The organism is Pseudoalteromonas sp. NCIMB 1079, from assembly GCF_040567695.1.
GTDB classification, from domain to species: Bacteria; Pseudomonadota; Gammaproteobacteria; order Enterobacterales; family Alteromonadaceae; genus Pseudoalteromonas; species Pseudoalteromonas distincta.
This window is the reverse complement of record NZ_JBEWZA010000001.1, coordinates 2,828,353-2,850,915: the sequence shown is the minus strand read 5'-3', so window position 1 is coordinate 2,850,915 and position 22,563 is coordinate 2,828,353. Positions and strand designations below refer to the sequence as shown.

Genomic DNA, 22,563 nt, shown 5'->3' with positions numbered 1-22,563 from the left:
CCCTTGAGCGATATGGCGAAAAATTTAATACTATGGCTGGTGATTGCAGTTGTGCTGATGTCAGTCTTTCAGAGCTTTAATGGTGGCGAGCAAGTTGATCGTCAAACAAGTTACACTCAATTTGTTAAAGATGTCCGCAGTGGCTCTTTACAAGAAGTTATTATCGACCGCGGTACAGGAAATATTACTGGTACTAAGAGCAGTGGTGAGCGTTTTCAAACAACGATGCCAATGTACGATGAAGACTTAATAAATGATTTACTTAAAAATGATGTAAATGTGAAGGGGGTACAACCTGAAGAACAATCATTCTTAGCAAGTATATTTATTTCTTGGTTCCCGATGATACTGCTTATAGGTGTATGGATATTCTTCATGCGTCAAATGCAAGGCGGTGGCGGTAAAGGCGCTATGTCATTTGGTAAGAGTAAAGCCCGTTTAATGAGCGAAGATCAAATTAAAACCACGTTTGCAGATGTTGCTGGTTGTGATGAAGCGAAAGAAGATGTTACCGAATTGGTAGACTTTTTACGTGACCCTTCTAAGTTTCAAAAGCTTGGCGGTAGTATTCCTAAGGGCGTACTAATGGTTGGTCCTCCTGGTACTGGTAAAACGTTACTTGCAAAGGCTGTTGCGGGTGAAGCGAAAGTACCGTTTTTTACAATTTCTGGTTCAGATTTTGTTGAAATGTTTGTCGGTGTTGGTGCGTCACGTGTACGTGATATGTTTGAACAAGCTAAAAAAGCGGCACCTTGTATTATCTTTATAGATGAGATTGATGCGGTTGGTCGTAAACGTGGCGCAGGTATGGGCGGCGGTAACGATGAACGTGAGCAAACACTCAACCAAATGCTAGTAGAAATGGATGGTTTTGGTGGTAACGAAGGTATTATCGTTATTGCGGCAACTAACCGACCAGATGTTCTAGACCCTGCATTACTTCGTCCAGGTCGTTTTGACCGTCAAGTAGAAGTAGGTTTACCTGATATACGTGGTCGTGAGCAAATACTTAAAGTACACATGCGTAAAGTGCCATTAGGCGATAACGTAGAAGCGGCTCTTATAGCACGTGGAACACCAGGTTTTTCTGGCGCTGATTTAGCGAACTTAGTAAACGAAGCTGCACTTTATGCTGCACGTGGTAATAAACGTGTTGTAAGTATGGCTGAATTTGACGCTGCTAAAGATAAAATCATGATGGGCGCAGAGCGCAAAACCATGGTGATGAGCGAGCAAGAAAAAGAAATGACAGCATATCACGAAGCAGGCCACGCAATTGTGGGCCGTATGGTTCCTGAACATGATCCAGTTTACAAAGTATCTATTATTCCACGTGGCCGTGCGCTAGGTGTAACAATGTACTTGCCTGAACAAGACCGTGTTAGTCATTCAAAAGAACTTTTAGAATCAATGATTTCAAGCCTTTATGGTGGCCGTATTGCTGAAGCGCTTATTTATGGTGCTGACAAAGTAACAACGGGTGCAAGTAACGATATTGAGCGCGCAACTGATATTGCACGTAAAATGGTTACACATTGGGGTTTAAGTGAAAAGCTAGGTCCATTGCTTTACGCTGAAGATCAAAACGAGATGTATATGGGTGGTGGCGGAAGCCGTGCATCTAGTATGTCGGATGATACTGCTAAAGTAATTGATGCTGAAGTACGCTTGTTTTCAGATCGTAACTACCAAAGAGCAGAAGAAATATTAAAAGAAAATATTGATATTCTTCACTCAATGAAAGACGCGTTAATGAAATACGAAACAATCGACGCTAAGCAAATTGATGATTTAATGGCACGCCAACCAGTGCGTGAGCCGCGCGATGCTCATGACCGCCATGAAGCTAAGCCGGTAAAAGAGCAAGAGCCAGTGCTTGATGAAAGTCAAAAAGCGGATGATTCATCGAAAAAAGATGAAACAAACCTTGATGATAAAGCTGAATAATCGTTAAAATAGTAATGAAAGCCCCGAATTTCGGGGCTTTTTTGTATCAGCTATTTAGAAAAAGAATAAAGGTTGACAATGACTAATATATTAAAGCTTCCCAGAGGACGTACGCTCAATATTGAAAAGCCTGTTATTATGGGAATATTGAATGTAACGCCAGACTCATTTTCTGACGGCGGGCAGTTTTTAGACCCCAAAATAGCGCTAAAGCGCGCAATGCAATTATTAGATGACGGTGCGCAAATTTTAGATATAGGGGGAGAATCTACCCGCCCAGGCGCGCCAGATGTGAGTTTAAAAGATGAACTTGCCCGAGTAATTCCTGCTATTAAAGCGATACGTGAGTACAGTGATTGCGTTATTTCAATTGATACTAGTAAAGCGCAAGTTATGGAGCAAGCAATACTCGCTGGGGCAGATATAGTCAATGATGTAAGAGCTCTACAAGAAATAAACGCCTTAGAAACGCTTGCGCAGTATGAAGATGTAGCAATTTGTTTAATGCATATGCAAGGGCAACCCCGCAGCATGCAGTGCGCACCTCATTACGACAATCTGTTTGCAGATATAAATATGTTTTTTAGTGAACGTATTAAAGCATGTGAAACAGCAGGGATTAAGTTTGAGCGACTTATTCTAGACCCTGGTTTTGGATTTGGAAAAACACTTAGCCATAACTATCAAATATTGGCTAAGTTTGATGATTTTAACAAGTTAGGTTTGCCATTATTGGCCGGATTATCTCGTAAGTCGATGATAGGTAATCTATTAAATAGAGAAACAAATGAGCGATTAGCGGGCAGCTTAGCGGGTGCGTTAATCGCGGCGCAAAATGGCGCAAAAATTATTCGTGTACATGACGTTAAAGAAACCGCAGACGTACTTGGTGTATATCAAGCCTGCGAGAAAGGAATTGCATAATGAAAGAAAGAAAATATTTTGGTACTGATGGCGTACGTGGTCTAGTAGGAACGCCACCTATTAACCCTGAGTTTGCAATGAAGTTGGGTTGGGCTGCAGGGCGCGTATTATCTCAAAGTGGTACTAAAAAAGTCATTATAGGTAAAGATACGCGTATTTCGGGCTATATGCTTGAAACCGCACTTGAGGCTGGTTTAATTGCCGCTGGTATTGATGTTGTATTACTGGGTCCAATGCCGACACCTGCAGTTGCGTATTTAGCGCAAACATTTCGTGCTGAGGCAGGTATTGTAATTAGTGCCTCACATAATCCGTATTACGATAACGGTATTAAGTTTTTCAATGGTCAAGGCTTAAAGCTTGATGATGCAGTAGAGCTTCAAATTGAAGCGATGCTTGATGAGCAAATGACATGTGTTGCTTCAGATAAATTAGGCAAAGCTTCGCGTTTAGTTAGTGCAGACGGCCGTTATATAGAGTTTTGTAAGAGCCAGTTCCCCCAAGGGTTATCTTTAGAAGGGCTTAAAATTGTTGTCGATTGCGCAAATGGCGCTACATACCATATAGCTCCTTCTGTCATGCGCGAACTTGGCGCTGAAGTTATAACACATGCATGCGAGCCTAATGGCGTTAATATAAATCATGAATGTGGCGCTACTCATGTAGATACCCTTAAACGCAAAGTGCTTGAATTTAAAGCTGACGTAGGTATTGCATACGATGGGGATGGCGATCGTGTAATGATGGTTGATCATAATGGTCGTGTATTTGATGGTGACGATTTAGTTTATATTATTGCTTGCCAAGCTGCCGAAGATGATATGTTGGGTGGAGGTGTAGTTGGCACTGTAATGTCTAACATGGGTCTTGAAAATGCTTTAAAAGCGAAAGGTATCGAGTTTGCTCGCAGTAAAGTGGGTGACCGCTATGTAATGGAATTACTACAGCAAAAAGGCTGGAAAATTGGCGGTGAAAGCTCAGGCCATGTATTAAATTTAGATTTAATTAGCACGGGTGATGGCATTATATCAAGTTTGCAAGTACTTGCAGCTATGGTTGCTCAAAACCGTACACTACAAGATTTGGGTGCTGGTTTTACTAAATATCCAATGAAAATGATTAACGTGCGCTATACCGCTGGAACAGATCCGACAAAAGCGCCAGAGGTACTTTCAGCTGTAGCAGAAGTTGAGCTTGCTTTAGGCGACAAAGGCCGAGTTTTACTGCGCAAATCAGGTACTGAACCTGTGGTTCGTGTTATGGTTGAAGCCGAGCAAGAAAAAATTGTAATAGACAGCGCTCAAAAAATTGCAGCTGTTGTAGAATCTATGAGCAAACAGACTGATTAATAACAATAACCTCTTGTAACTTTGGGCGAGAAAAGTTAATATCTCGCCCGCTTTCTAATGTGGAGTGGAAAATGGCAATACGCAAGGCGATGGTCGCAGGCAACTGGAAAATGAATGGTTCGTTAGAGCTAGTTAAACAAATGTCTGATGCTATTAACGACGTAAAATCACAAGAGATGGACATTGTTTTATTTCCTCCATTCCCACTTGTACCAGCGATGATAGCTAGTGGTGTTTCTACAGGCGCTCAAACTGTTTCTGAAAATACACCTGGTGCGTTTACCGGTGAAGTAGACGGACAGCTTCTAAAAGATTTAGGTGCAACTTACGTACTCGTTGGTCACTCTGAACGCCGCAGTATTTATAACGAAAGTAATGAAACTGTCGCTGAAAAGTTTGCTAGAGCACAAGAAGTTGGGTTAACACCAATTTTATGTGTTGGCGAAAGTGAAAGTGAGCAAAAAAACGGTCAAACCGAACAAGTAGTTGCTGCACAAATTGATGCAGTAATTGAAAAATTAGGTGTAGCAGCACTGAAAGATTCTGTGATAGCATACGAGCCCGTTTGGGCCATAGGCACAGGTAAGACTGCATCGCCAGAGCAGGCACAAACTGTTCATAAATTTATCCGTGATAAAATTGCTGTACTTGATAGCACTTTAGCACAAGGGCTTACCATCTTATATGGTGGTAGCGTTAATGAAAAAAATAGCGAATTATTATTTGCACAAACAGATATAGATGGCGGCTTAATTGGCGGCGCAAGTCTAAAAGCAGAATCTTTTTCTGCAATCTGTAACAGTGCAAAAGGGACTGTATAAGATGTACGAAATTTTATTAGTAGTTTATTTAGTTGTGGCTTTAGCTCTAGTTGGAATGGTTTTAATTCAACAAGGTAAAGGCGCAGATATGGGTTCTTCATTTGGCGCTGGTGCATCAGGCACGGTTTTTGGTTCGTCAGGTGCTGGTAACTTTATGACAAAAACAACCACAAGCTTAGCAACAGTATTTTTTGTTTTAAGCATTGTGCTAGGTAACCTAACTGCAGGTCAAATTAAAAAGACTGACGAATGGGAAAACCTAGAAGCAGCTCCTGCAGTGGAAACTGTAGTTCCTGTTGAAGAAGATGTTCCGGTAACATCTACTAAAGAGCAAAGCTCTGACGTACCGAACTAATTTAGCGTAATGTTATCGTTAAACGATTTATACTCCTCAAATAAATCATATGTTTAACAAATAAGCGAGAGCTTAAAAATGCGGATGTGGTGGAATTGGTAGACACGCCACCTTGAGGGGGTGGTGCTTTCGGGCGTGGGGGTTCAAGTCCCCCCATCCGCACCAAATTTAGAAACCAGTAACAGAAATGTTACTGGTTTTTTTGTGCCTGCAATTTAAATTGAATGTTATTTGTACTTTCTTTTTTAAAGGGCAATTAGTTATGTAGAATTTTGAATTATTTGTAAAAAAAACTAGAAATATTACAAATTTAGTTAACACTTATGAGTAATAAGCCGATAATAGATTTAGACAATAAAATAAGCTATTCACAATGGCTTCAGGCTTCTCTTTTCAAAATCTCAGCATAAGTAAAAAAATACATGCGATTACGAGTATTGCTGTCGTTGCATTTTTAGTGATTGTTCTGATCAACTATTTTGCTATGAATGATAATAGAATTGCACTTGATGAAATGGAAAAATCATCCTACAAAGTTGTTAAGTTAACATCAGCTAATGTTGGTATTTTAGAGAAGCTGGACGAACTTTACACCCAAGCCGTACATTTGGTGAGCAAGATTTAGTCGAGAAAGCATCTGACACATACAAGCAACTTGAATTGAATATTATTGCGATAGAAAAAATAAATGCCTCTTACATTCACAGTGACACTAAAGAGCAGCTCGCAAATTACGAAAAAATATCAGCGACTATCGCAAATGGCATGGTAAATGGAACAGCAGATTTTAGTAAAATTCAACAACAAGCACAGAGGAAAACAGCGCTTTATAACGATGTCCTAGAAAAGTTTAAGGCAGCACAAGTCAAAGCTGACGATCGTTTTTTTGAACTTGTTGCAAGCACAAAGGACCGCTCTGATTACGCCCTTACGTTAATGTTAGTTGTTTCTATTGTATCGCTTATTTTATTGCTCTTTATGGCTATTTGGATAGCTAAGCGAATTGCTTCTTCGGCAAGTGATGCGGCAAATAATTTAAGCTTATTAGCAAGCGGTAAAGGCTCGCTAAGCACTAAATTGACAGTTAACTCTGAAGATTAAATAGGTCAAGTATCTATAAACTTCAACTCTTTTATTGGCATATTGAAAAAAACGGTGTTAGAAATTATCGCGGTTTGCGAACCGTTAATGGAAAACTCTACTCGCTTAGTGCAGGGGATGGAACAAGCGGAGCGTGCAACGACTAAACAAACCACTGATGCTGAGATTGTAAAGCAATCAATGGAAGAGATGAAACAGAGTGTAGGAGATATCTCTCAATCAGCTGCAAGTGCTTCTCATGCAGCGCAAACGGCTGAGAAAGAAGTTGAGCAAAGTAGAACTCAAGTACAAATTGTAGTGGTAAAGTAATTTTGGCCACCCATTAAGAAAGAAATGTTATGCTGATAAGCATACAAATTTGGGTGAAAAAATGACGAAATTAAAACGTGCAACGTATTCTGCAGCAATCAAATTAGAAACAGCTCAGCTTGTAGTTGACCAAAGTTATACTCAAGAAGAAGCAGCCAAAGCGATGGGTGTGGGTAAATCAACCGTTAGTAAGTGGGTTACTCAATTAAAGCAAGAGCGTAATGGCCAGCCACCATCGGCTTCGCCAATGACGCCCGAACAAATTGAAATCCGCGAACTTAAAAAGCAAATCCAACGCATCGAATTAGAAAAGGATATATTAAAAAAGGCTACCGCTCTCTTGATGTCCGACTCCCTGAACAATTCTCGTTAATTGAGAAACTAAATCAACGAAAGCGTTACCCAATTAGCGTGCTGTGTAACGTATTCAATGTGCATCGTAGCAGTTATAAATATTGGGCTATAAGGGATACAACGCCGACACCAGAACAAATAAGGCTAGAGGCTGAAGTTAGAGCAATACATGCAATGAGCGGCGGCTCAGCTGGGGCGCGGACAATCGCGGCAATAGCAACGAACAATGATTTTGAATTGAGCCGTTATCGTGCTGCTAAGCTAATGGTTAAATTAAAGCTTGAAAGCTGCCAAGTACCTCAACATTCATATAAACGCGGCGGTAATGAGCACCTTGAAATTCCAAATCTGCTTGATAGACAATTTGATGTTGTTGAGCCAGATACCGTGTGGTGCGGTGATGTGACGTATATTTGGGTAGGTAATCGCTGGGCTTGTTTAGCCGTTATTATTGATTTATTTGCACGTAAAGTAGTTGGCTGGGCCATGTCGTTGTCGCCAGATACTAATTTAACGCTAAAAGCGCTTGAACTCGCGTATGAAAGCAGAGGAAAACCGACAGGACTGATGTTTCATTCAGACCAGGGTAGTCACTATACCAGTTTAAAATATCGTCAACGTTTATGGCGCTATAAAATCAAACAAAGTATGAGTAGGCGTGGAAACTGTTGGGATAATGCACCAATGGAGCGATTTTTTAGAAGCTTTAAAACGGAATGGATGCCAAAGGTTGGATATGGAAATTTTATAGATGCTAAATATAGCGTTAGTGATTATATCAACGGATATTACAACAGCGTTAGGCCGCATCATTATAATGCCGGTTTAGCGCCAAATGAATCTGAGGTTAGATATCAAGATTCTAAAACTGTGGCCAAATTTTATTGACCACTACACCCTGATGAATTAGGCACAACCGTTGCAGGTATTGAATCAACTTCTTACTCAGGTTGGGGCACATCGTTCTCGGCTGATTGGGCAATTAACGATACTTATACTACTAAGTTTATCTCAAGCTACCGTACATCTGAGTATGAAGGTGGCCTAGATGACGATGCATCACCTTTAAACTTATCTGAGTTTCCAGAAGAGGGCGGAGCTGATCAGTACTCGTTTGAAATTCAACTAAATGCAACATTTGATAATATGGACTTTGTGTCAGGCCTTTACTTTTTTAATGAAGATGGCTTTACACGTTCAGGCCCATTTGTATTCAGCCCATTTAATACACCCAATGGCTTATTGAATGACGGAGTAACAGAATCATTTGGTGGTTACGGCGATTTTGAAATTAACCAAGAAACTAATTCTTACGCAGCCTACTTTAATGCAAGCTATGATTTAACTGACGATTTAACCGTTGGTGGTGGTCTTCGTTATTCAAAAGATGAAAAAGATGCAAATGCTATATTCCCATCATTTCCTACTCGTAAGTATGTAAGTGCAGATTTTGATGCAGTTACCTGGGATGTAAATGCATCTTATCAGCTTAGTAATAATATGAATGTGTATGGCCAAATTCAAAAAGGCTACCAAACAGGTGGTTTTCCACCGCGCCCATTTGGTGGACCAGACCAGTTTGTATCATTTGACGAAACGAAAGCGGTTAACTATGAAATGGGTCTAAAAGGCCAAGTACACGAAAATGTATCTATGATGCTTGCGGTATTTGTGACTGATTACACTGATTTAGCATTACCGTTTTCAGACCCAACAGCAGGTGGCGGTTTCGTAACAATTGTAGAAAATGCGGGTCAGTCTAAAGCACAAGGTATTGAGCTTGAAACAACCGTCGCTATTACTGATGACTTTACTATTCGCAGTGCAGTTGGTTATTTAGATTCTGAAATAACAGAAGTGGCTGAGGGTGTACAAGGTATAGGTAAAGGCGATTCACCAGCACTTACACCACGCTGGACTGTCATGGTTGCACCTTCTTACTTTATGGATTTAGAGAGCGGCGCAACACTTGCATTTAATGCTAACTATTCGTACCGAAGCGACATGCAAGGGCAATCAGTTTATAACCAAAGTGAGACAATAGATTCACGTGAACTAGTTGGTTTTAATATTTCCTACACTAATCCATATGGCGATATGGAAGTTACACTGTATGGTGAAAACGTTCTAAACGAAGTTTACGATGTTGGTCGTCTACAACAATCAGGTTTTGTTGGCGTAATGCGTAGTAATGATCGAAGTGAATTTGGTTTGAAATTCAAAAAAGACTTTGAGCTATAAACTAAAATCAAGTAAATAAAATATAATGTAATTGAAGTTTATTTTGCATAATAAAGGCCGAATCATGCTGTGATTCGGCCTTTGTGTATTCAATAGTAAGGTTATTATTTGCATCGTTTAAATTCCTAATTTTAATTGCTGATTTAAAACAATCCACATCCCCATTTTTGAGTGTTTGTATTAACTAAAATGCGCCTTTTTAGTTTGTGTAAAGGCTAGGTTGTTCGCTACAATGGCGCCTCTTAATTGCCAAACGGACTCTGTAATGAAAATTCTTGCCGATCAAAATATGCCTTTAGTTGAGCAGTACTTTGCAGACTTTGGTGAGGTTGAGCGTTTTGATGGTCGTAAATTAACGCCTGAACAATTAATAGATGTAGATGTTCTTCTTACTCGTTCGGTGACAAATGTTAATCATGAACTTTTGGTACAAGCTGACAAGTTGAGCTTTGTAGGTACTGCCACAATCGGCATTGACCATATTGATACGCAATTACTGCATGATAGAAATATTGCTTTTACAAGTGCACCTGGTTGTAATGCGGTTGCTGTAGCTGAATATGTAATTAGTAGCTTATTTGCATTAAGCCAAGAAAATGCGCGTCCATTGTGTGGTCAAACAATTGGTATTGTAGGGATGGGCAACATTGGTACATGTTTGGCGCAAAAATTAAAAGCATTAAACGTAGTTGTACTGCTGTGCGATCCGATTAAGCACGAACAAGGCTTATTACAAGAGCATGTAGCGCTTGATGAGTTATTAGCGCAGTCAGATGTTGTTACTTTTCACGTTCCCCTTGTTAAAAGTGGCGAGCATAAAACACTGCACATGATGGGTAAAGAGCGTTTAAAGGCACTTAAGCCAGGAACCACGCTAATTAATGCAAGCCGTGGCGATGTAATTGATAACCAAGCATTACTTGAGGTAATGGAAGCTGGGGCTGATTTAGATTTAGTACTTGATGTATGGGAGAAAGAACCCAATATTTTAACTGAATTACTAGAGCATGTTCGTTACGCTAGTGTGCACATTGCAGGGCATACACTTGAGGGGAAAGCTCGTGGTACACAAATGTTGTATCAAAAACTGTGTCAGCTCAAAGGTGTTGAGGCGATTAAATCGTTGGATGATTTTTTACCAACACCAGCCATTACAAATGCAACTGTTACGCAAAGCCTTAATGAGCAAGATATTGCCCGTTTAGTGCATTTAATTTATGACGTTCGCCGCGATGACGGAATATTACTTCGTCGTCTAGAGAGCGACGGCTTTGATAGTTTACGTAAAAACTATCCTATAAGGCGAGAATTTAGCACCTTATTTCTACAAGGTGATAGCCCACAATTAGCAGCACTTAGCCAGCTTGGCTTTAGCATAGCTGAATAATTATTTAACTAACGATGTTGTTTTAATGTCGTTTATAGAGGAAGAAATATGTCGCAAAAATATAACGTTGCCGTACTTGGCGCTACTGGTTTAGTAGGCCGTCAAATCATTGAAACGCTAGCAGATCGTAAGTTTCCTGTTGATCAGCTTTTTTTACTTGCTAGCAGCCGCAGCGCAGGTGAAGATATAAAGTTTCGTGGTGAGACCATTGAAGTACTTGACGTTGAAGGCTTTGACTTTAGCCAAGCGCATATAGGTTTGTTTTCTGCTGGTGGCAGTGTATCTGAAAAATATGCTCCTATTGCTGCTGAAGCCGGCTGTATTGTAATCGATAATACATCGCACTTTAGAAATGATTTTGAAATACCACTCGTGGTGCCAGAAGTTAATGCTTCAAGCCTAGCTGATTTTAGAAATCGTAATATTATTGCTAACCCTAACTGTTCAACTATTCAGATGATGTTAGCACTTAAACCAATTTATGATGCTTACGGAATAGACCGTATTAATGTATCTACTTACCAAGCTGTATCGGGTGCAGGTAAAGACGCGGTTGATGAACTTGCAAAGCAAACAGCTAATTTGATGAATGCACGTCCTATGGATAATAAAGTATTTCCAAAGCAAATTGCATTTAACGTTATTCCTCAAATTGATAGCTTTGAAGATAATGGCTATACGCGCGAAGAAATGAAAATGGTAAACGAAACTCATAAAATTTTGGGTGATACCACTATTGCAGTGAACCCAACGTGTGTACGTGTTCCCGTATTTTTTGGGCACTCAGAATCAATTAATATTGAAACGCGCATGCCTTATGACTTTGAACACGTTAAACAACTTTTAAAAGACGCGCCTGGTGTCGAGCTAATTGATGATGAAGGTGACTACCCAACAGCAGTGTCTGACGCTAGTGGTAACGATACTGTGTATATAGGTCGATTACGTGCTGATATTTCTCATCCTCATGGATTAAACATGTGGGTTGTAAGTGACAACACTCGTAAAGGTGCTGCAACTAATAGCATTCAAATTGCAGAAGAGCTTATTGCCAATTACATGTAATAGTTAATTGCGCTAAACATGCTTTTGAAGCGGTAAACAGTAGTTGTTTGCCGCTTTTTGTTTATATGGCTTGTCAAATTTTTGCCGTTTAATTTTAAAAATACAAAAACTGATTGATAACACTCAATAAATTAATATTTATAAAGATGTTTTAAGGCATTTATTTTCAAGGTGTTGCGATGGATATTACGCTCTAACTGGTTTATAGTTTGTAATTGGAATAGAGCTTGCAATAAAAATAAATTGTAATAATAAATGCGAGTCAGTCATTTGGCTGATAATAGCAATAATAAACAATATTTATGCACTTAAGTTTTAGGTGTTTTATTAATATTTAAATATTAAAGGATCAGCATGCGCGGTTTAGCTACACTTATTATATTAGCGTCTGCATTGATAGTAACGCCAGTTTACTCTCAGGACAGTACCCAATTAAAGGGGCCTAAAGGCGTTGACTATGGTGCGCAAGGGCGATCAATTGGGCCAATTAAACCAACTGATACGCTTTGGCGTATAGCGGCTAAAGTGCGCCCAGACAATTCTGTCAGTATTTATCAAGTTATGCAGGCTTTGTATAACAAAAATCCCGATTCATTTTTAGAACAAAATCTTAACCACATTCAAAATGGTACCTATTTAAAAATCCCTACCTTAGCCGAAATAAAAGCTATAAATACGCAGCTCGCAAAGCAACGCTCTGAGCAAGATGATGCATTATGGGAAAAGAAAAAAAATGGCACGCTTACACAAAGCGAAATTAACTCAGCGCAAACAAAAGTAACTCAAGCGCGTAAAATTGATGTAGACGATGCTAAAAAAGAGATACAGAAAGAATTAAATGAAATAAAAACAGAGCAAGGTACTAAGCTTGTTGAGTTACAACAACAGTTTAAAAGCTCAGTTAGTAATGTAGAAGAGATTTTAGTTGAAAATAATAATCTTAAAAAACAGTTATCAGGAATATCTAAAGAGCTCGAAAACTTACGTTTGCAATTAGGACAAGACAGCGAAATTCAAAATCAGTTAAAAGAACTCATCGTTAAACAAAACGAGATTATTGCCCAACAAAAAAAACAAGAAGTAATACCAAAAGAGTCATTTGATTTTGGCTCATTATTTTCAAACCCCATAGTACTGGGCTTGTTAATGTTTATTCCTGGGTTACTGATTATTTTTGCAATCGTTATGTTTTTACGCAAACGAGCAAGTAATCAAGAAGAGCCGCAAAACGATGATGACTTTTTACCACAAACCCCAACTTATACTGGCGATGATGATTTAGGCCCAAGCTTAAATGACGATCCAATTGTACCTGACCCTTTAGATGACTTGAGTGTTCAATTAGATGATAGTCTCGAAAGTGATATGTTGCCTAATGATGATTTAGACGACGGCTTAGATGATTTTTCTGGCGACGAAAATTTACTTGATCAGGATGAGCTCGAAAGCTTGCTAAGCGATGACATTGTTTTTGATGATGAAAATACCGATGACGATGATGAGCTCGATATTTTTATGCAGCAAGGGTTTGATCAACCTTCAGATGAAAACGCTGAAGATATAGATTTAGACTTATCTGATGACTCAATTAACAATGATGAAATCCTAACTAATGACGATTTAGATAGCTTGTTTGATGAAGACGATAGTCTACCTGAGTTTGATGCACCGCAAACAAGCGAAGCTTTAGAGGATGACAGCTTAGAATCTCATGATGAAATGGCGGCTTTAAGTGAAGAGCTTGCAGATGAAGATAATTTTGATATAGATGAATTATTAGATCAAACATCAACAGAATTAGATACCTCAAATAACACTACAGCTGAACTTGATACAAGCGACGACTTTGATTTAGACGATATAGATAGCTTAATTGATGAGGCGAATGACCCAAAAAGTGATGTGGTAGATGACTCACTTGATGCAGAGTTACTCGACGAAGATGAACTTCTAGAAGAAAGCGACGACTTTGATTTAGACGACATAGATAGCTTAATTGATGAGGCTGCAGTTGATACTGCAGATGACTCATTAGTTGAGGAAAGTGACGACTTTGATTTAGACGATATAGATAGCTTAATTGATGAAGCAGTAGTTGATACTGCAAATGATTCATTAGTTGAGGAAAGTGACGACTTTGATTTAGACGACATAGATAGCTTAATTGATGAGACTGCGGTTGATACTGCAAATGACTCTTTAGTTGAGGAAAGTGACGACTTTGATTTAGACGACATAGATAGCTTAATTGATGAGGCAGCAGTTGATACTGCAAATGATTCATTAGTTGAGGAAAGTGACGACTTTGATTTAGACGACATTGATAACCTAATTGATGAGGCAGCAGTTGATGCTGCAAATGATTCATTAGTTGAACAAAGTGATGGCTTTGATTTAGACGATATAGATAACCTAATTGATGATGAAGTAAAAAATTCAGATGTAAGAGATTCAGAAATTGATAATGCATTGGCAGACTCAGTTGAGGATTTAGCAGATGCTCAAGAAGAATTAAATGTTGATGATATTGAGTCGCTTGCTTCATCATTAAATGAAGAGCCCGAGCTTGACGATGAGCCTGAACTCGCAGAAGAACCTGAGCTTGAAGAAGAGCCTGAGCTTATAGAAGAACCTGAACTTGAAGAAGAGCCTGAACTTGACGATGAGCCTGAGCTTGAAGAAGAGCCTGATCTTATAGAAGAACCTGAGCTTGAAGAAGAACCTGAGCTTGAAGCAGAGCCTGATCTTATAGAAGAACCTGAGCTTGAAGAAGAGCCTGAGGTTGTAGAAGAGCCTGCGCTTGAAGAAGAGCCTGATCTTATAGAAGAACCTGAGCTTGAAGAAGAGCCTGAGCTTGAAGAAGAGCCTGAGCTTGAAGAAGAACCAGAGCTTTTAGCAGGACCCGAGCTTGAAGAAGAGCCCGAGCTTATAGAAGAACCTGAGCTTTACGATGAGCCTGAACTTGAAGAAGAGCCTGAGCTTATAGAAGAACCTGAGCTTGAAGAAGAATCTGAACTTATAGATGTAGCGGTTGATGATTTTTCAGATACATCAGAGTCGCTTCTTGATCCTGAAGATGGGCTTGAAGAATATACAGATGATACTTTAAAGAGCGTTGATGAGCTTTTAAATGAGCTACAACAAGCGACGGATGATGACTATATAGAAACACCAGATTGGTCTTTAGATGAGCTTGACGACGATCTTGAAGAAATAGAAGTAGATCTTGGTGACGATCCGTTAGCGGGCGACGATGACTCAGATCTTACCAAAATTGAAGAGCAGCTTGATAGCGATCTTATAACGCCAAGTGAAGAGTTAGATGAATATCCTGAACTTGAATTAGACGATGATCATTCATTATTGGAGAATGAACCTTCGTTTGAGCCGCAAGAACCTAAAGAAAATGCACCGCGTGAAGAAAATGCAGTAGCACTTAGTCAAACAGAGAAAGATCTCGCAAATGCGCTTTCTGAAAATGCTAACTTAGATAGCTTAGAAGATGATTTTGATGATGAACTATTAATTGATAATGACTTCTCTGAATCAGAAGCTAAGGTTGAAGACGAGTCGTTTGATGATGATTTACTGCAAGAAATTAATGACGGAATTGATTCTGTTGAACCAGTTAGTATAGAAGAGGATACCAAACCTCTTAACCTTGATGAAGTTCAAGAAACACTAGAAAGTGAGTTGCCATTTACCCCCGAAGAATTACAAGGTGATGATTTAGACGGTGAGGCGCAGGGAGTCGCTTCCAGCCAAGCTGAGCAGGACTTATCAAATGCGCTTTCTGAAAATAATGATTTAGATAGTTTAGAAGACGATTTTGATGATGAAATTTTAATTGAAGACGATTTTTCTGACTTAGATGTTGAGTTTGACGAAGATATTTTAGAGCAAGCGCTAACTGATGAGTTATCAGACGAGCAGCAAGAGCAAACAAATGCAGAGCGCGAAGCACAGTTAACAAACTCAGATGAAGCAGGTAGCACTGATATTAGCTCTGACGATGAACTTGATGAAGAGTTTATGTCAAATTTGACGCAAACTGATTTTGATTCATTACTTAGTGAGTTAGCGGAGCCTGAAGGATTAAGTGCTGAGGATAGCAGTGAATTTGATGTCGACTTTGACAGCTTGCTAAAAGAAGACTTAGAGGAAGATGACTCATTAACTACAAAAGAGCCACTTGTTGAAAGTAGTGATATTGATCAACTTGATAATGATGAATTTGTAGATATAGATTCATTATTAGAAGAAAGTGAAGAGGCTGAACTTGAACACGAACCTTACACCGACGTTAATATGGATGTTGGTTTGAGTGAGTTTGATGCATTACTTGCTGGTGATAACCCAACCGATGTTGATGCTGAAAGTGGTGGCTATTCAGCTAAACTAGATTTAGCGCGTGCTTATATTGAAATTGATGATTTTGATTCTGCGCTCAAGGTCATTGAGGATGTCATCAACAAAGGCCCAGAAGAAGTTCAAGAAGAGGCACTTAGTTTAAAAGCGAAACTAAAATAACAAATTGTTTTAAAAAACCCTTAATTGGTTATTCTAATTAAGGGTTTTTTTATGGATGTTAGTTTAATTATAACAAGGAAAAGCAACGCATTAATGAAGCGAATTTTATAGTATGTAATTGTTATAAAAGAATAATTTACATCGTAATTATTAAGTTATTTGATTCATTAAAATGATCATGTTTTTAATAAAAAGGGTATTACCGCACACTAATGCCGATCATTTAAGAATTAGTTAATAGCACTTGAACGATCTTCTAGGTATGTAAGAATCCGAATTCTTTTGTAGAATTCGGATTTTTTTATGCAACTTTCTAATGCTCTCGATATTATTAACAACATCAAACCTAATGACGTTGAAACACTCGCAGACTTACTCCCTTTATCTCTTATTGAAGAAGCCTATGCACTGACCGAAACCGTTACACTACGAAAAAGAAAGCTAACCCTAGAATCGATGGCTTGGTTGTTGATCGGGATGGTTATTTATAATGACAAATCGATGGCCGATGTCGTTAATATGCTCGACATTGTTGACCGCGATGGTAAGCCATTTGTTGCGCCAAGTGCTTTAACTCAGCGTCGTAAAAACCTAGGTGAAGCCGCCATGAAAGCCTTATTTGAATGCACCCAAAGGCATTGGAATAATGACGCTAATCATCCTCATTGGAATGGGCTTACCTTGCTTGGTGTCGATGGTGTCGTTTGGCGTACGGATGACTCACCCCAAAACAATGAAGCCTTTACAAAACCGACTAATACACAATACCCACAGGTCAGAATGGTGTGTCAAATGGAGCTAAGCAGCCACCTAATCACGGGGAGTGCTTTTGATGATTACAAGGTCAATGAAATAGTGCTGGCTGAAAAGCTTATAGAAACCACACCCGATAACAGTCTCACTTTATTCGACAAAGGTTTCTATTCTTTAGGGCTTTTACATAAATGGCAAACAACTGGCAGTGAACGCCATTGGCTAATCCCCCTGAAAAAAAATGTGCAATATGAAGTTATTCAAACATTAGGGCGTAATGATAAATTAGTCCAACTTAGCAGCAACCCAAGAGCAAGAAAGATGTGGCCAACGCTGCCTAACACCTTAATCGCGAGGTTAGTGACTCGAAAAATAAAGGGGAAATCATATAGTGTGATGACATCTATGACAGATCCGATGCGATATCTATCAGCCGATATAGGTGATTTGTACAGTCAACGCTGGGAGATAGAGCTTGGTTATCGGGAACAAAAGCAATATATGCTGGGCAATCGATTAACATTAAGAAGTCGCTTACCAGCGCTTGTAAAGCAAGAGCTGTGGGGAGTGTTGCTTACTTATAATATGGTGCGATATCAGATGGTAAAAATGTGCCACACATTAAAAGGTGATTATTTACCGTACCAACTGAGTTTCAATGGTAGTTTAGCTCAAATAATGAGGTTGCTTGTTGGATTACCTTATTCAACACCTGGAGCCATACCACGTCAATTAAAATACTTTTATGCGATGGCAGAAAGCCTAATTCTAGAGCCTCGAAGGGATCGAGGTTTTCCTCGTGCAGTCAAGCCAAGACCACAGCGGTACGCTAGAAATAAAAAAGCCGCTCACCTTAAGTGAACGGCATTAATTACCGCACACCTCCTTTTATTGCGTCGAGAGATAGCATAAAATGCCGTGTTCATTAGCACAGTAGGTAAAGCAGTAATTATGCGAGTAGCACTTGGAGTTGAATACAACGGCGTACGCTATAGTGGGTGGCAACGTCAATCACATGTAAATAGCGTACAACAAGAAGTAGAAAAGGCATTGTCGCGTATTTGTAATCACCCAGTTGAAGTAGTATGTGCGGGGCGAACTGATGCGGGTGTGCACGGTACAGGTCAAATAATACATTTTGAAACTGAAGCTTCGCGTGACATGGTCGCATTTACAATGGGTATGAATACCTTATTGCCTAAAGATATTGCTATTCGCTTTGCACAACCAGTTGCTGTCGATTTTCATGCTCGTTTTAGTGCAACCGCTCGCCGATACCGCTATATTATTTATAACTCTCCTTTTCGAGGAGCGGTGTTAAACGAAGGGGTTACGCATTTTCATCACCCATTAGATGAAGTTAAAATGCAGGAAGCCTGTCAGTATTTGATCGGGACACACGATTTTACATCTTTTCGAGCGATCCATTGTCAAGCGAATACACCGACTCGTACTATTCATCATTTATCGGTACAGCGCCAAGGGTGTTACGTTATTATTGATATTAAGGCGAATGCGTTCTTACATCACATGGTACGTAATATAACGGGGAGCTTGATGGATATTGGCATACATAAGCAACAGCCTATTTGGTTGAAAGAATTACTTGATTGTAAAGAACGTGCTAAAGCAAGTGCTACAGCTAAAGCTGCAGGTTTATACTTGGTTGATGTCGATTATCCTGAAGAGTTTAATATTCCTAAAATGCCTTTAGGTCCATTGTTTTTACCTGACGCTGAAATTTAGTTATGGTTGTCGTTAGTGCTTTTTATGAACACTTTTAACTACTAAGACCAGTTTTTTATACCGCGTTAGTGTAATTCATGTTTTAATTGAAAAAATTTGTCTGCTAATTGCTAATTGCTATTGGCAGGCTCGCGACACAGAACAGCATTAAGAGAGTTGCAAATGAGTTGGCTAGAAAAAATCTTACCTAAAACGACAAAATCATCAGGTCGTAAAGAAATCCCAGAAGGTGTTTGGGCTAAGTGCACATCGTGTGATTCAATTCTATATAAAGCTGAATTAGAAAAGTCATTAAACGTATGTCCTAAGTGTAACCATCACATGCGTGTTAGTGGCCGTAAGCGCCTGGAGCACTTTTTAGATGAAGGTGACCGTCAAGAGCTTGGCACACAACATGAGCCTAAAGACATTCTTAAGTTTAAAGATTCTAAAAAATACTCTGATCGTATCAGTGCAGCCCAAAAAGCAAGTGGTGAAAAAGATGCACTTGTAGCTATGAAAGGCCGATTAAAAGGCATTCCAGTTGCAGCAGTAGCATTTGAGTTCTCATTTATGGGTGGCTCAATGGCTTCTGTTGTTGGCGCTCGCTTTGTTGATGCTGTTGATCAATGTTTAGAGCATAACATGCCGCTTATTTGTTTTTCTGCATCAGGCGGTGCACGCATGCAAGAAGCGCTTATGTCGCTTATGCAAATGGCTAAAACAAGTGCTGCACTTGCAAAAATGACTGAAAAAGGTCTTCCGTTTATTTCAGTCATGACTGACCCAACTATGGGTGGTGTATCTGCATCACTTGCTATGCTGGGCGATATTAACGTTGCGGAACCTAAAGCATTAATTGGTTTTGCGGGTCCTCGTGTTATTGAGCAAACTGTTCGCGAAACATTACCTGAAGGCTTTCAGCGTAGTGAATTTTTGCTTGAACACGGTGCAATTGACATGATTATTGACCGCCGTGAAATGCGCGATACCCTTGCACGCATTTTAGCTAAATTTATGAACTTGCCTTCTACGGAACAAGAGCATAGAGTAGCGTAAATTTCAGCTTTACTGATTACACGCTATGACAAAAAAAACTCCTAGCCAATCATCAAGCCTTGATGATTGGCTTTTTTATTTAGAAAGTGTTCACCCAGCTAACATTGCTATGGGCTTAGAACGAGTTGCTAATGTTGCTAACAATATTGGCCTGTTAAACACTCCAAGTAAAATTATTCTTATTGCCGGTACAAACGGTAAGGGCACCACAGCACGCTGCTTAGAGTCGCTATTGCTAGCGCAAGGTTTCAATGTGGGTACTTACGCATCTCCACATTTAATTCGTTATAACGAGCGTGTACGAGTTAATGGGGAAGAATTGGCAGACCAATTTCATATAGATGCTTTTCACCAGCTTGAGCAAGGCCGTAAAGACACTCCTCTGACTTATTTTGAATATGGTACTTTGGGTGCGTTGGCAATTTTTAAACGCTGTAACGTCGATTATGTATTACTCGAGGTTGGTTTAGGTGGGCGCTTTGACGCCACAAATATAGTCACTCCCTTTGCAAGCGTGATCACGACTATAGACTTAGACCATAAAGAGTACTTAGGTGATACCCGTGAGTTAGTGGCTTATGATAAAGCCGGTATTTTTCGTGAAAATACTCCCGCTATTATAGGGGATTTAAATATTCCTCACACAATGACTGATTACGGCAAAGAAATTAATGCCAATATGACGTTGTCGGGCAGTGACTTTATTTTTAAAGAAAATGCTGAGAGCTTTAATTGGCAATATAAAGAACATAATCTTGAAATAGATAAGCCTGCAATACCGTGTCAAAATGCAGCTACCGCATTAACTACGCTCAGTGTTTTAAACTTATTACCAAGTGAGCAAGTTATACGAAGTTGTTTAGCTAATTTAGTTGTCGAAGGGCGATTTCAACAGTTAAGTATTGAGCCTTTAGTCTTTACCGATGTAGCACACAACCCTGAGTCGGCGCGTTATTTAGCCAATAAGTTATCAAGCTATAAAGATAAAGGCTTTAAAATTCATGCATTAGCCGCTATGCTTGCTGATAAAGATAAAGCGGGTGTATTTAAAGAAGTAAGTCACTTGGTCGATGAGTGGTCATTAGCGAGCTTAAGTGGCCCGCGAGGTGACACTGCAAGTAATTTACAAAATGCACTGCACGAATTGTCTCATCATAATACTATTAATAGCTATGATAGTGTGGCACAAGCATTGAATGTAATTTTACCAGAACAACAAAGTGATACTATGTTGATTATATTTGGTTCATTTTTTACAGTTGCTGGCGCTATTAATTACTTTAAAAAATAGAGAGGATGTCGGTGAACTCAAGTTTTATTAATCGCTTAGTCGGAACAAGTATAGTGGTGATCGCAGCAATTGTGTTTATCCCTAATATACTCGATGGCGAAAAAGTGCATTATAAAGAAGGCTTTAAAGCGATCCCAGACCGCCCTGAGTTCAAAACAATCGATCTTCAAGAGTCAATTGATGAAAATATGGCTAATGCTGAGCCACTAAAGCAAGATGAAATTGAAGACATTCAAGCTGACGATGAAGCTTTTGAGCAGCAAAGCGCGAAGGATGAGAGTGATTACGCTGTGGAAGATAAAGTTGTTGAAGCAACTATAGAACCCAAAGCTACACCAATTACAGAAGCGCCTGTTCAAGCTAAGCCAGAGCCAATTGCACCACGTAAAAGTGATGAAAACCTAACGAGTATGGCCTATGTTATTCAATTAGGTAGTTTTTCACATGTTGCAAACGTTAAAGCATTACAGGCTAAATTAAAGGCTGAAGGGTTTAAAACGTTTACTAAACCGATTAAAACCCCAAATGGGACATTAACCAAAGTATTTGTTGGTCCTTCGCTTGATAAAAGTGAATTACAAAAGCAGCTCCCCCAGCTCAAAGAGCTTACTAAATTAAATGGTAAAGTTACGCAGTACGAAGTAACAAAATAATTTTAAAAAGGCTTGTATAACAAGCCTTTTTTTATTTATTTATATTTTTTTTGTCATTATCTTTATCTCACAATACCTAGACTAGAATGTTAATTTTTTGTATTAACTACAACCCAGTAATCTCCCGTTTAAACTTGCATACTAACGATGTTTGGGTATAGAATGCGCCCCAAATTAGCGACTAATTGGTTCTTATGATCTGGGTTGATTACGCCATTATTGGCATCATTGTATTGTCTACCATCATCGGTTTAATACGCGGCTTTGTAAAAGAAGCAATGTCATTAGCGGTATGGGCTGGCGCCTTTATCATCTCTAGCTTATTTTACCAATATTTAGCTTCCTTCCTAACAACCATTTCTGAACCCCTTTTAAGAAATGCGGCGGCCATAGCCATATTATTCTTTGCGACGCTACTGTTAGGCGGTTTACTAAACTACATTTTAGGTGAACTTGTACATCGTACTGGTTTATCGGGTACCGACCGTGTCTTTGGCATAGTGTTTGGTGCTCTACGAGGCGTGTTGGTCGTGAGCGCGTTACTCTTCTTTCTTGATGCTTTTACTGGTGCACCCAATACGCACTGGTGGGGCAATTCTATTTTGATTCCAGAATTTGGCTTTGTTGTTGAATGGTTCTTTTCGTACCTAGAAAACAACTCGAGCTTTTTAAATTCAGTAAACCGTTAATCGGCGAGGA

General features: G+C 39.4%; 15 protein-coding genes, 1 tRNA gene and 2 pseudogenes. All 18 read left to right on the top strand.

All coding sequences use genetic code 11. The annotated features are described in order from the left end of the window. The first annotated feature begins 12 nt into the window (after window positions 1-12). The 18 genes and pseudogenes from ftsH to ABX891_RS13070 all read left to right on the top strand — a co-directional run bounded on the left by ftsH (window position 13) and on the right by ABX891_RS13070 (window position 22,553). Window positions 13-1,947: an ATP-dependent zinc metalloprotease FtsH gene (ftsH, locus tag ABX891_RS13155; RefSeq protein WP_138488736.1), complete on the top strand. Its 1,935-nt coding sequence runs from the start codon at window positions 13-15 to the stop codon at window positions 1,945-1,947. Window positions 1,948-2,025: 78 nt separating this feature from the next. Then, window positions 2,026-2,871 carry a dihydropteroate synthase gene (gene folP, locus ABX891_RS13150; protein WP_354629703.1) on the top strand — a complete coding sequence of 282 codons (846 nt, stop codon included), beginning with the start codon at window positions 2,026-2,028 and terminating at the stop codon, window positions 2,869-2,871. Further along, a complete protein-coding gene (gene glmM / locus ABX891_RS13145; protein WP_309167026.1) occupies window positions 2,871-4,220 on the top strand; it encodes a phosphoglucosamine mutase in 1,350 nt (449 codons plus the stop codon). The genes folP and glmM overlap by 1 nt, the downstream gene beginning before the upstream one ends. A 71-nt stretch (window positions 4,221-4,291) precedes the next feature. Next, a complete protein-coding gene (gene tpiA, locus ABX891_RS13140; protein ID WP_354629702.1) occupies window positions 4,292-5,041 on the top strand; it encodes a triose-phosphate isomerase in 750 nt (249 codons plus the stop codon). 1 nt (window position 5,042) lies between these two features. Beyond that, window positions 5,043-5,396 carry a preprotein translocase subunit SecG gene (gene secG, locus ABX891_RS13135; RefSeq protein WP_002962769.1) on the top strand — a complete coding sequence of 118 codons (354 nt, stop codon included), beginning with the start codon at window positions 5,043-5,045 and terminating at the stop codon, window positions 5,394-5,396. Between the two features lie 80 nt (window positions 5,397-5,476). After that, a tRNA-Leu gene (locus ABX891_RS13130) sits at window positions 5,477-5,561 on the top strand. 208 nt (window positions 5,562-5,769) lie between these two features. Then, a pseudogene (locus tag ABX891_RS13125) lies at window positions 5,770-6,797 on the top strand (methyl-accepting chemotaxis protein); the annotation flags it as partial. A gap of 70 nt (window positions 6,798-6,867) precedes the next feature. Beyond that, a protein-coding gene (locus ABX891_RS13120) for an IS3 family transposase (protein ID WP_502936047.1) occupies window positions 6,868-8,048 on the top strand; the annotation gives its coding sequence in 2 pieces (ribosomal slippage) (window positions 6,868-7,135 and window positions 7,135-8,048; 1,182 coding nt in all). Beyond that, a pseudogene (locus tag ABX891_RS13115) lies at window positions 8,049-9,401 on the top strand (TonB-dependent receptor); the annotation flags it as partial. A gap of 265 nt (window positions 9,402-9,666) precedes the next feature. Further along, window positions 9,667-10,788, top strand: a complete 1,122-nt coding sequence (locus ABX891_RS13110; protein WP_024606169.1) for a 4-phosphoerythronate dehydrogenase — start codon at window positions 9,667-9,669, stop codon at window positions 10,786-10,788. Window positions 10,789-10,836: 48 nt separating this feature from the next. Next, the gene (locus ABX891_RS13105; protein ID WP_024594855.1) at window positions 10,837-11,853 is read left to right on the top strand and encodes an aspartate-semialdehyde dehydrogenase; all 1,017 of its coding nucleotides are present in this window, start codon (window positions 10,837-10,839) and stop codon (window positions 11,851-11,853) included. Between the two features lie 354 nt (window positions 11,854-12,207). Further along, complete coding sequence (locus tag ABX891_RS13100; RefSeq protein ID WP_354629700.1) at window positions 12,208-16,383, top strand: FimV/HubP family polar landmark protein; 4,176 nt, start codon at window positions 12,208-12,210, stop codon at window positions 16,381-16,383. A gap of 303 nt (window positions 16,384-16,686) precedes the next feature. Next, window positions 16,687-17,997 (top strand): IS4 family transposase, encoded by a 1,311-nt coding sequence (locus ABX891_RS13095; protein WP_354629699.1) that lies wholly within the window; start codon window positions 16,687-16,689, stop codon window positions 17,995-17,997. 90 nt (window positions 17,998-18,087) lie between these two features. Further along, entirely contained in the window at window positions 18,088-18,882 is a 795-nt protein-coding gene (gene truA, locus ABX891_RS13090) for a tRNA pseudouridine(38-40) synthase TruA (protein WP_165724236.1), read from the top strand. Between the two features lie 162 nt (window positions 18,883-19,044). After that, complete coding sequence (accD, locus tag ABX891_RS13085) at window positions 19,045-19,920, top strand: acetyl-CoA carboxylase, carboxyltransferase subunit beta (protein ID WP_002958359.1); 876 nt, start codon at window positions 19,045-19,047, stop codon at window positions 19,918-19,920. 25 nt (window positions 19,921-19,945) lie between these two features. Continuing rightward, window positions 19,946-21,211: a bifunctional tetrahydrofolate synthase/dihydrofolate synthase gene (gene folC / locus ABX891_RS13080; RefSeq protein WP_354629698.1), complete on the top strand. Its 1,266-nt coding sequence runs from the start codon at window positions 19,946-19,948 to the stop codon at window positions 21,209-21,211. Window positions 21,212-21,222: 11 nt separating this feature from the next. Next, window positions 21,223-21,864, top strand: a complete 642-nt coding sequence (locus ABX891_RS13075) for an SPOR domain-containing protein (protein ID WP_354629697.1) — start codon at window positions 21,223-21,225, stop codon at window positions 21,862-21,864. Window positions 21,865-22,058: 194 nt separating this feature from the next. After that, entirely contained in the window at window positions 22,059-22,553 is a 495-nt protein-coding gene (locus ABX891_RS13070; RefSeq protein ID WP_002958356.1) for a CvpA family protein, read from the top strand. Window positions 22,554-22,563 lie beyond the last annotated feature (10 nt).

What these genes read in the sequence shown, in the direction of transcription:
- ftsH (WP_138488736.1), top strand. Translation starts at nt 13, where the DNA reads ATGGCGAAAAATTTAATACTATGGCTGGTGATTGCAGTTGTGCTGATG.
- folP (WP_354629703.1), top strand. Translation starts at nt 2,026, where the DNA reads ATGACTAATATATTAAAGCTTCCCAGAGGACGTACGCTCAATATTGAA.
- glmM (WP_309167026.1), top strand. Translation starts at nt 2,871, where the DNA reads ATGAAAGAAAGAAAATATTTTGGTACTGATGGCGTACGTGGTCTAGTA.
- tpiA (WP_354629702.1), top strand. Translation starts at nt 4,292, where the DNA reads ATGGCAATACGCAAGGCGATGGTCGCAGGCAACTGGAAAATGAATGGT.
- secG (WP_002962769.1), top strand. Translation starts at nt 5,043, where the DNA reads ATGTACGAAATTTTATTAGTAGTTTATTTAGTTGTGGCTTTAGCTCTA.
- ABX891_RS13110 (WP_024606169.1), top strand. Translation starts at nt 9,667, where the DNA reads ATGAAAATTCTTGCCGATCAAAATATGCCTTTAGTTGAGCAGTACTTT.
- ABX891_RS13105 (WP_024594855.1), top strand. Translation starts at nt 10,837, where the DNA reads ATGTCGCAAAAATATAACGTTGCCGTACTTGGCGCTACTGGTTTAGTA.
- ABX891_RS13100 (WP_354629700.1), top strand. Translation starts at nt 12,208, where the DNA reads ATGCGCGGTTTAGCTACACTTATTATATTAGCGTCTGCATTGATAGTA.
- ABX891_RS13095 (WP_354629699.1), top strand. Translation starts at nt 16,687, where the DNA reads ATGCAACTTTCTAATGCTCTCGATATTATTAACAACATCAAACCTAAT.
- truA (WP_165724236.1), top strand. Translation starts at nt 18,088, where the DNA reads ATGCGAGTAGCACTTGGAGTTGAATACAACGGCGTACGCTATAGTGGG.
- accD (WP_002958359.1), top strand. Translation starts at nt 19,045, where the DNA reads ATGAGTTGGCTAGAAAAAATCTTACCTAAAACGACAAAATCATCAGGT.
- folC (WP_354629698.1), top strand. Translation starts at nt 19,946, where the DNA reads ATGACAAAAAAAACTCCTAGCCAATCATCAAGCCTTGATGATTGGCTT.
- ABX891_RS13070 (WP_002958356.1), top strand. Translation starts at nt 22,059, where the DNA reads ATGATCTGGGTTGATTACGCCATTATTGGCATCATTGTATTGTCTACC.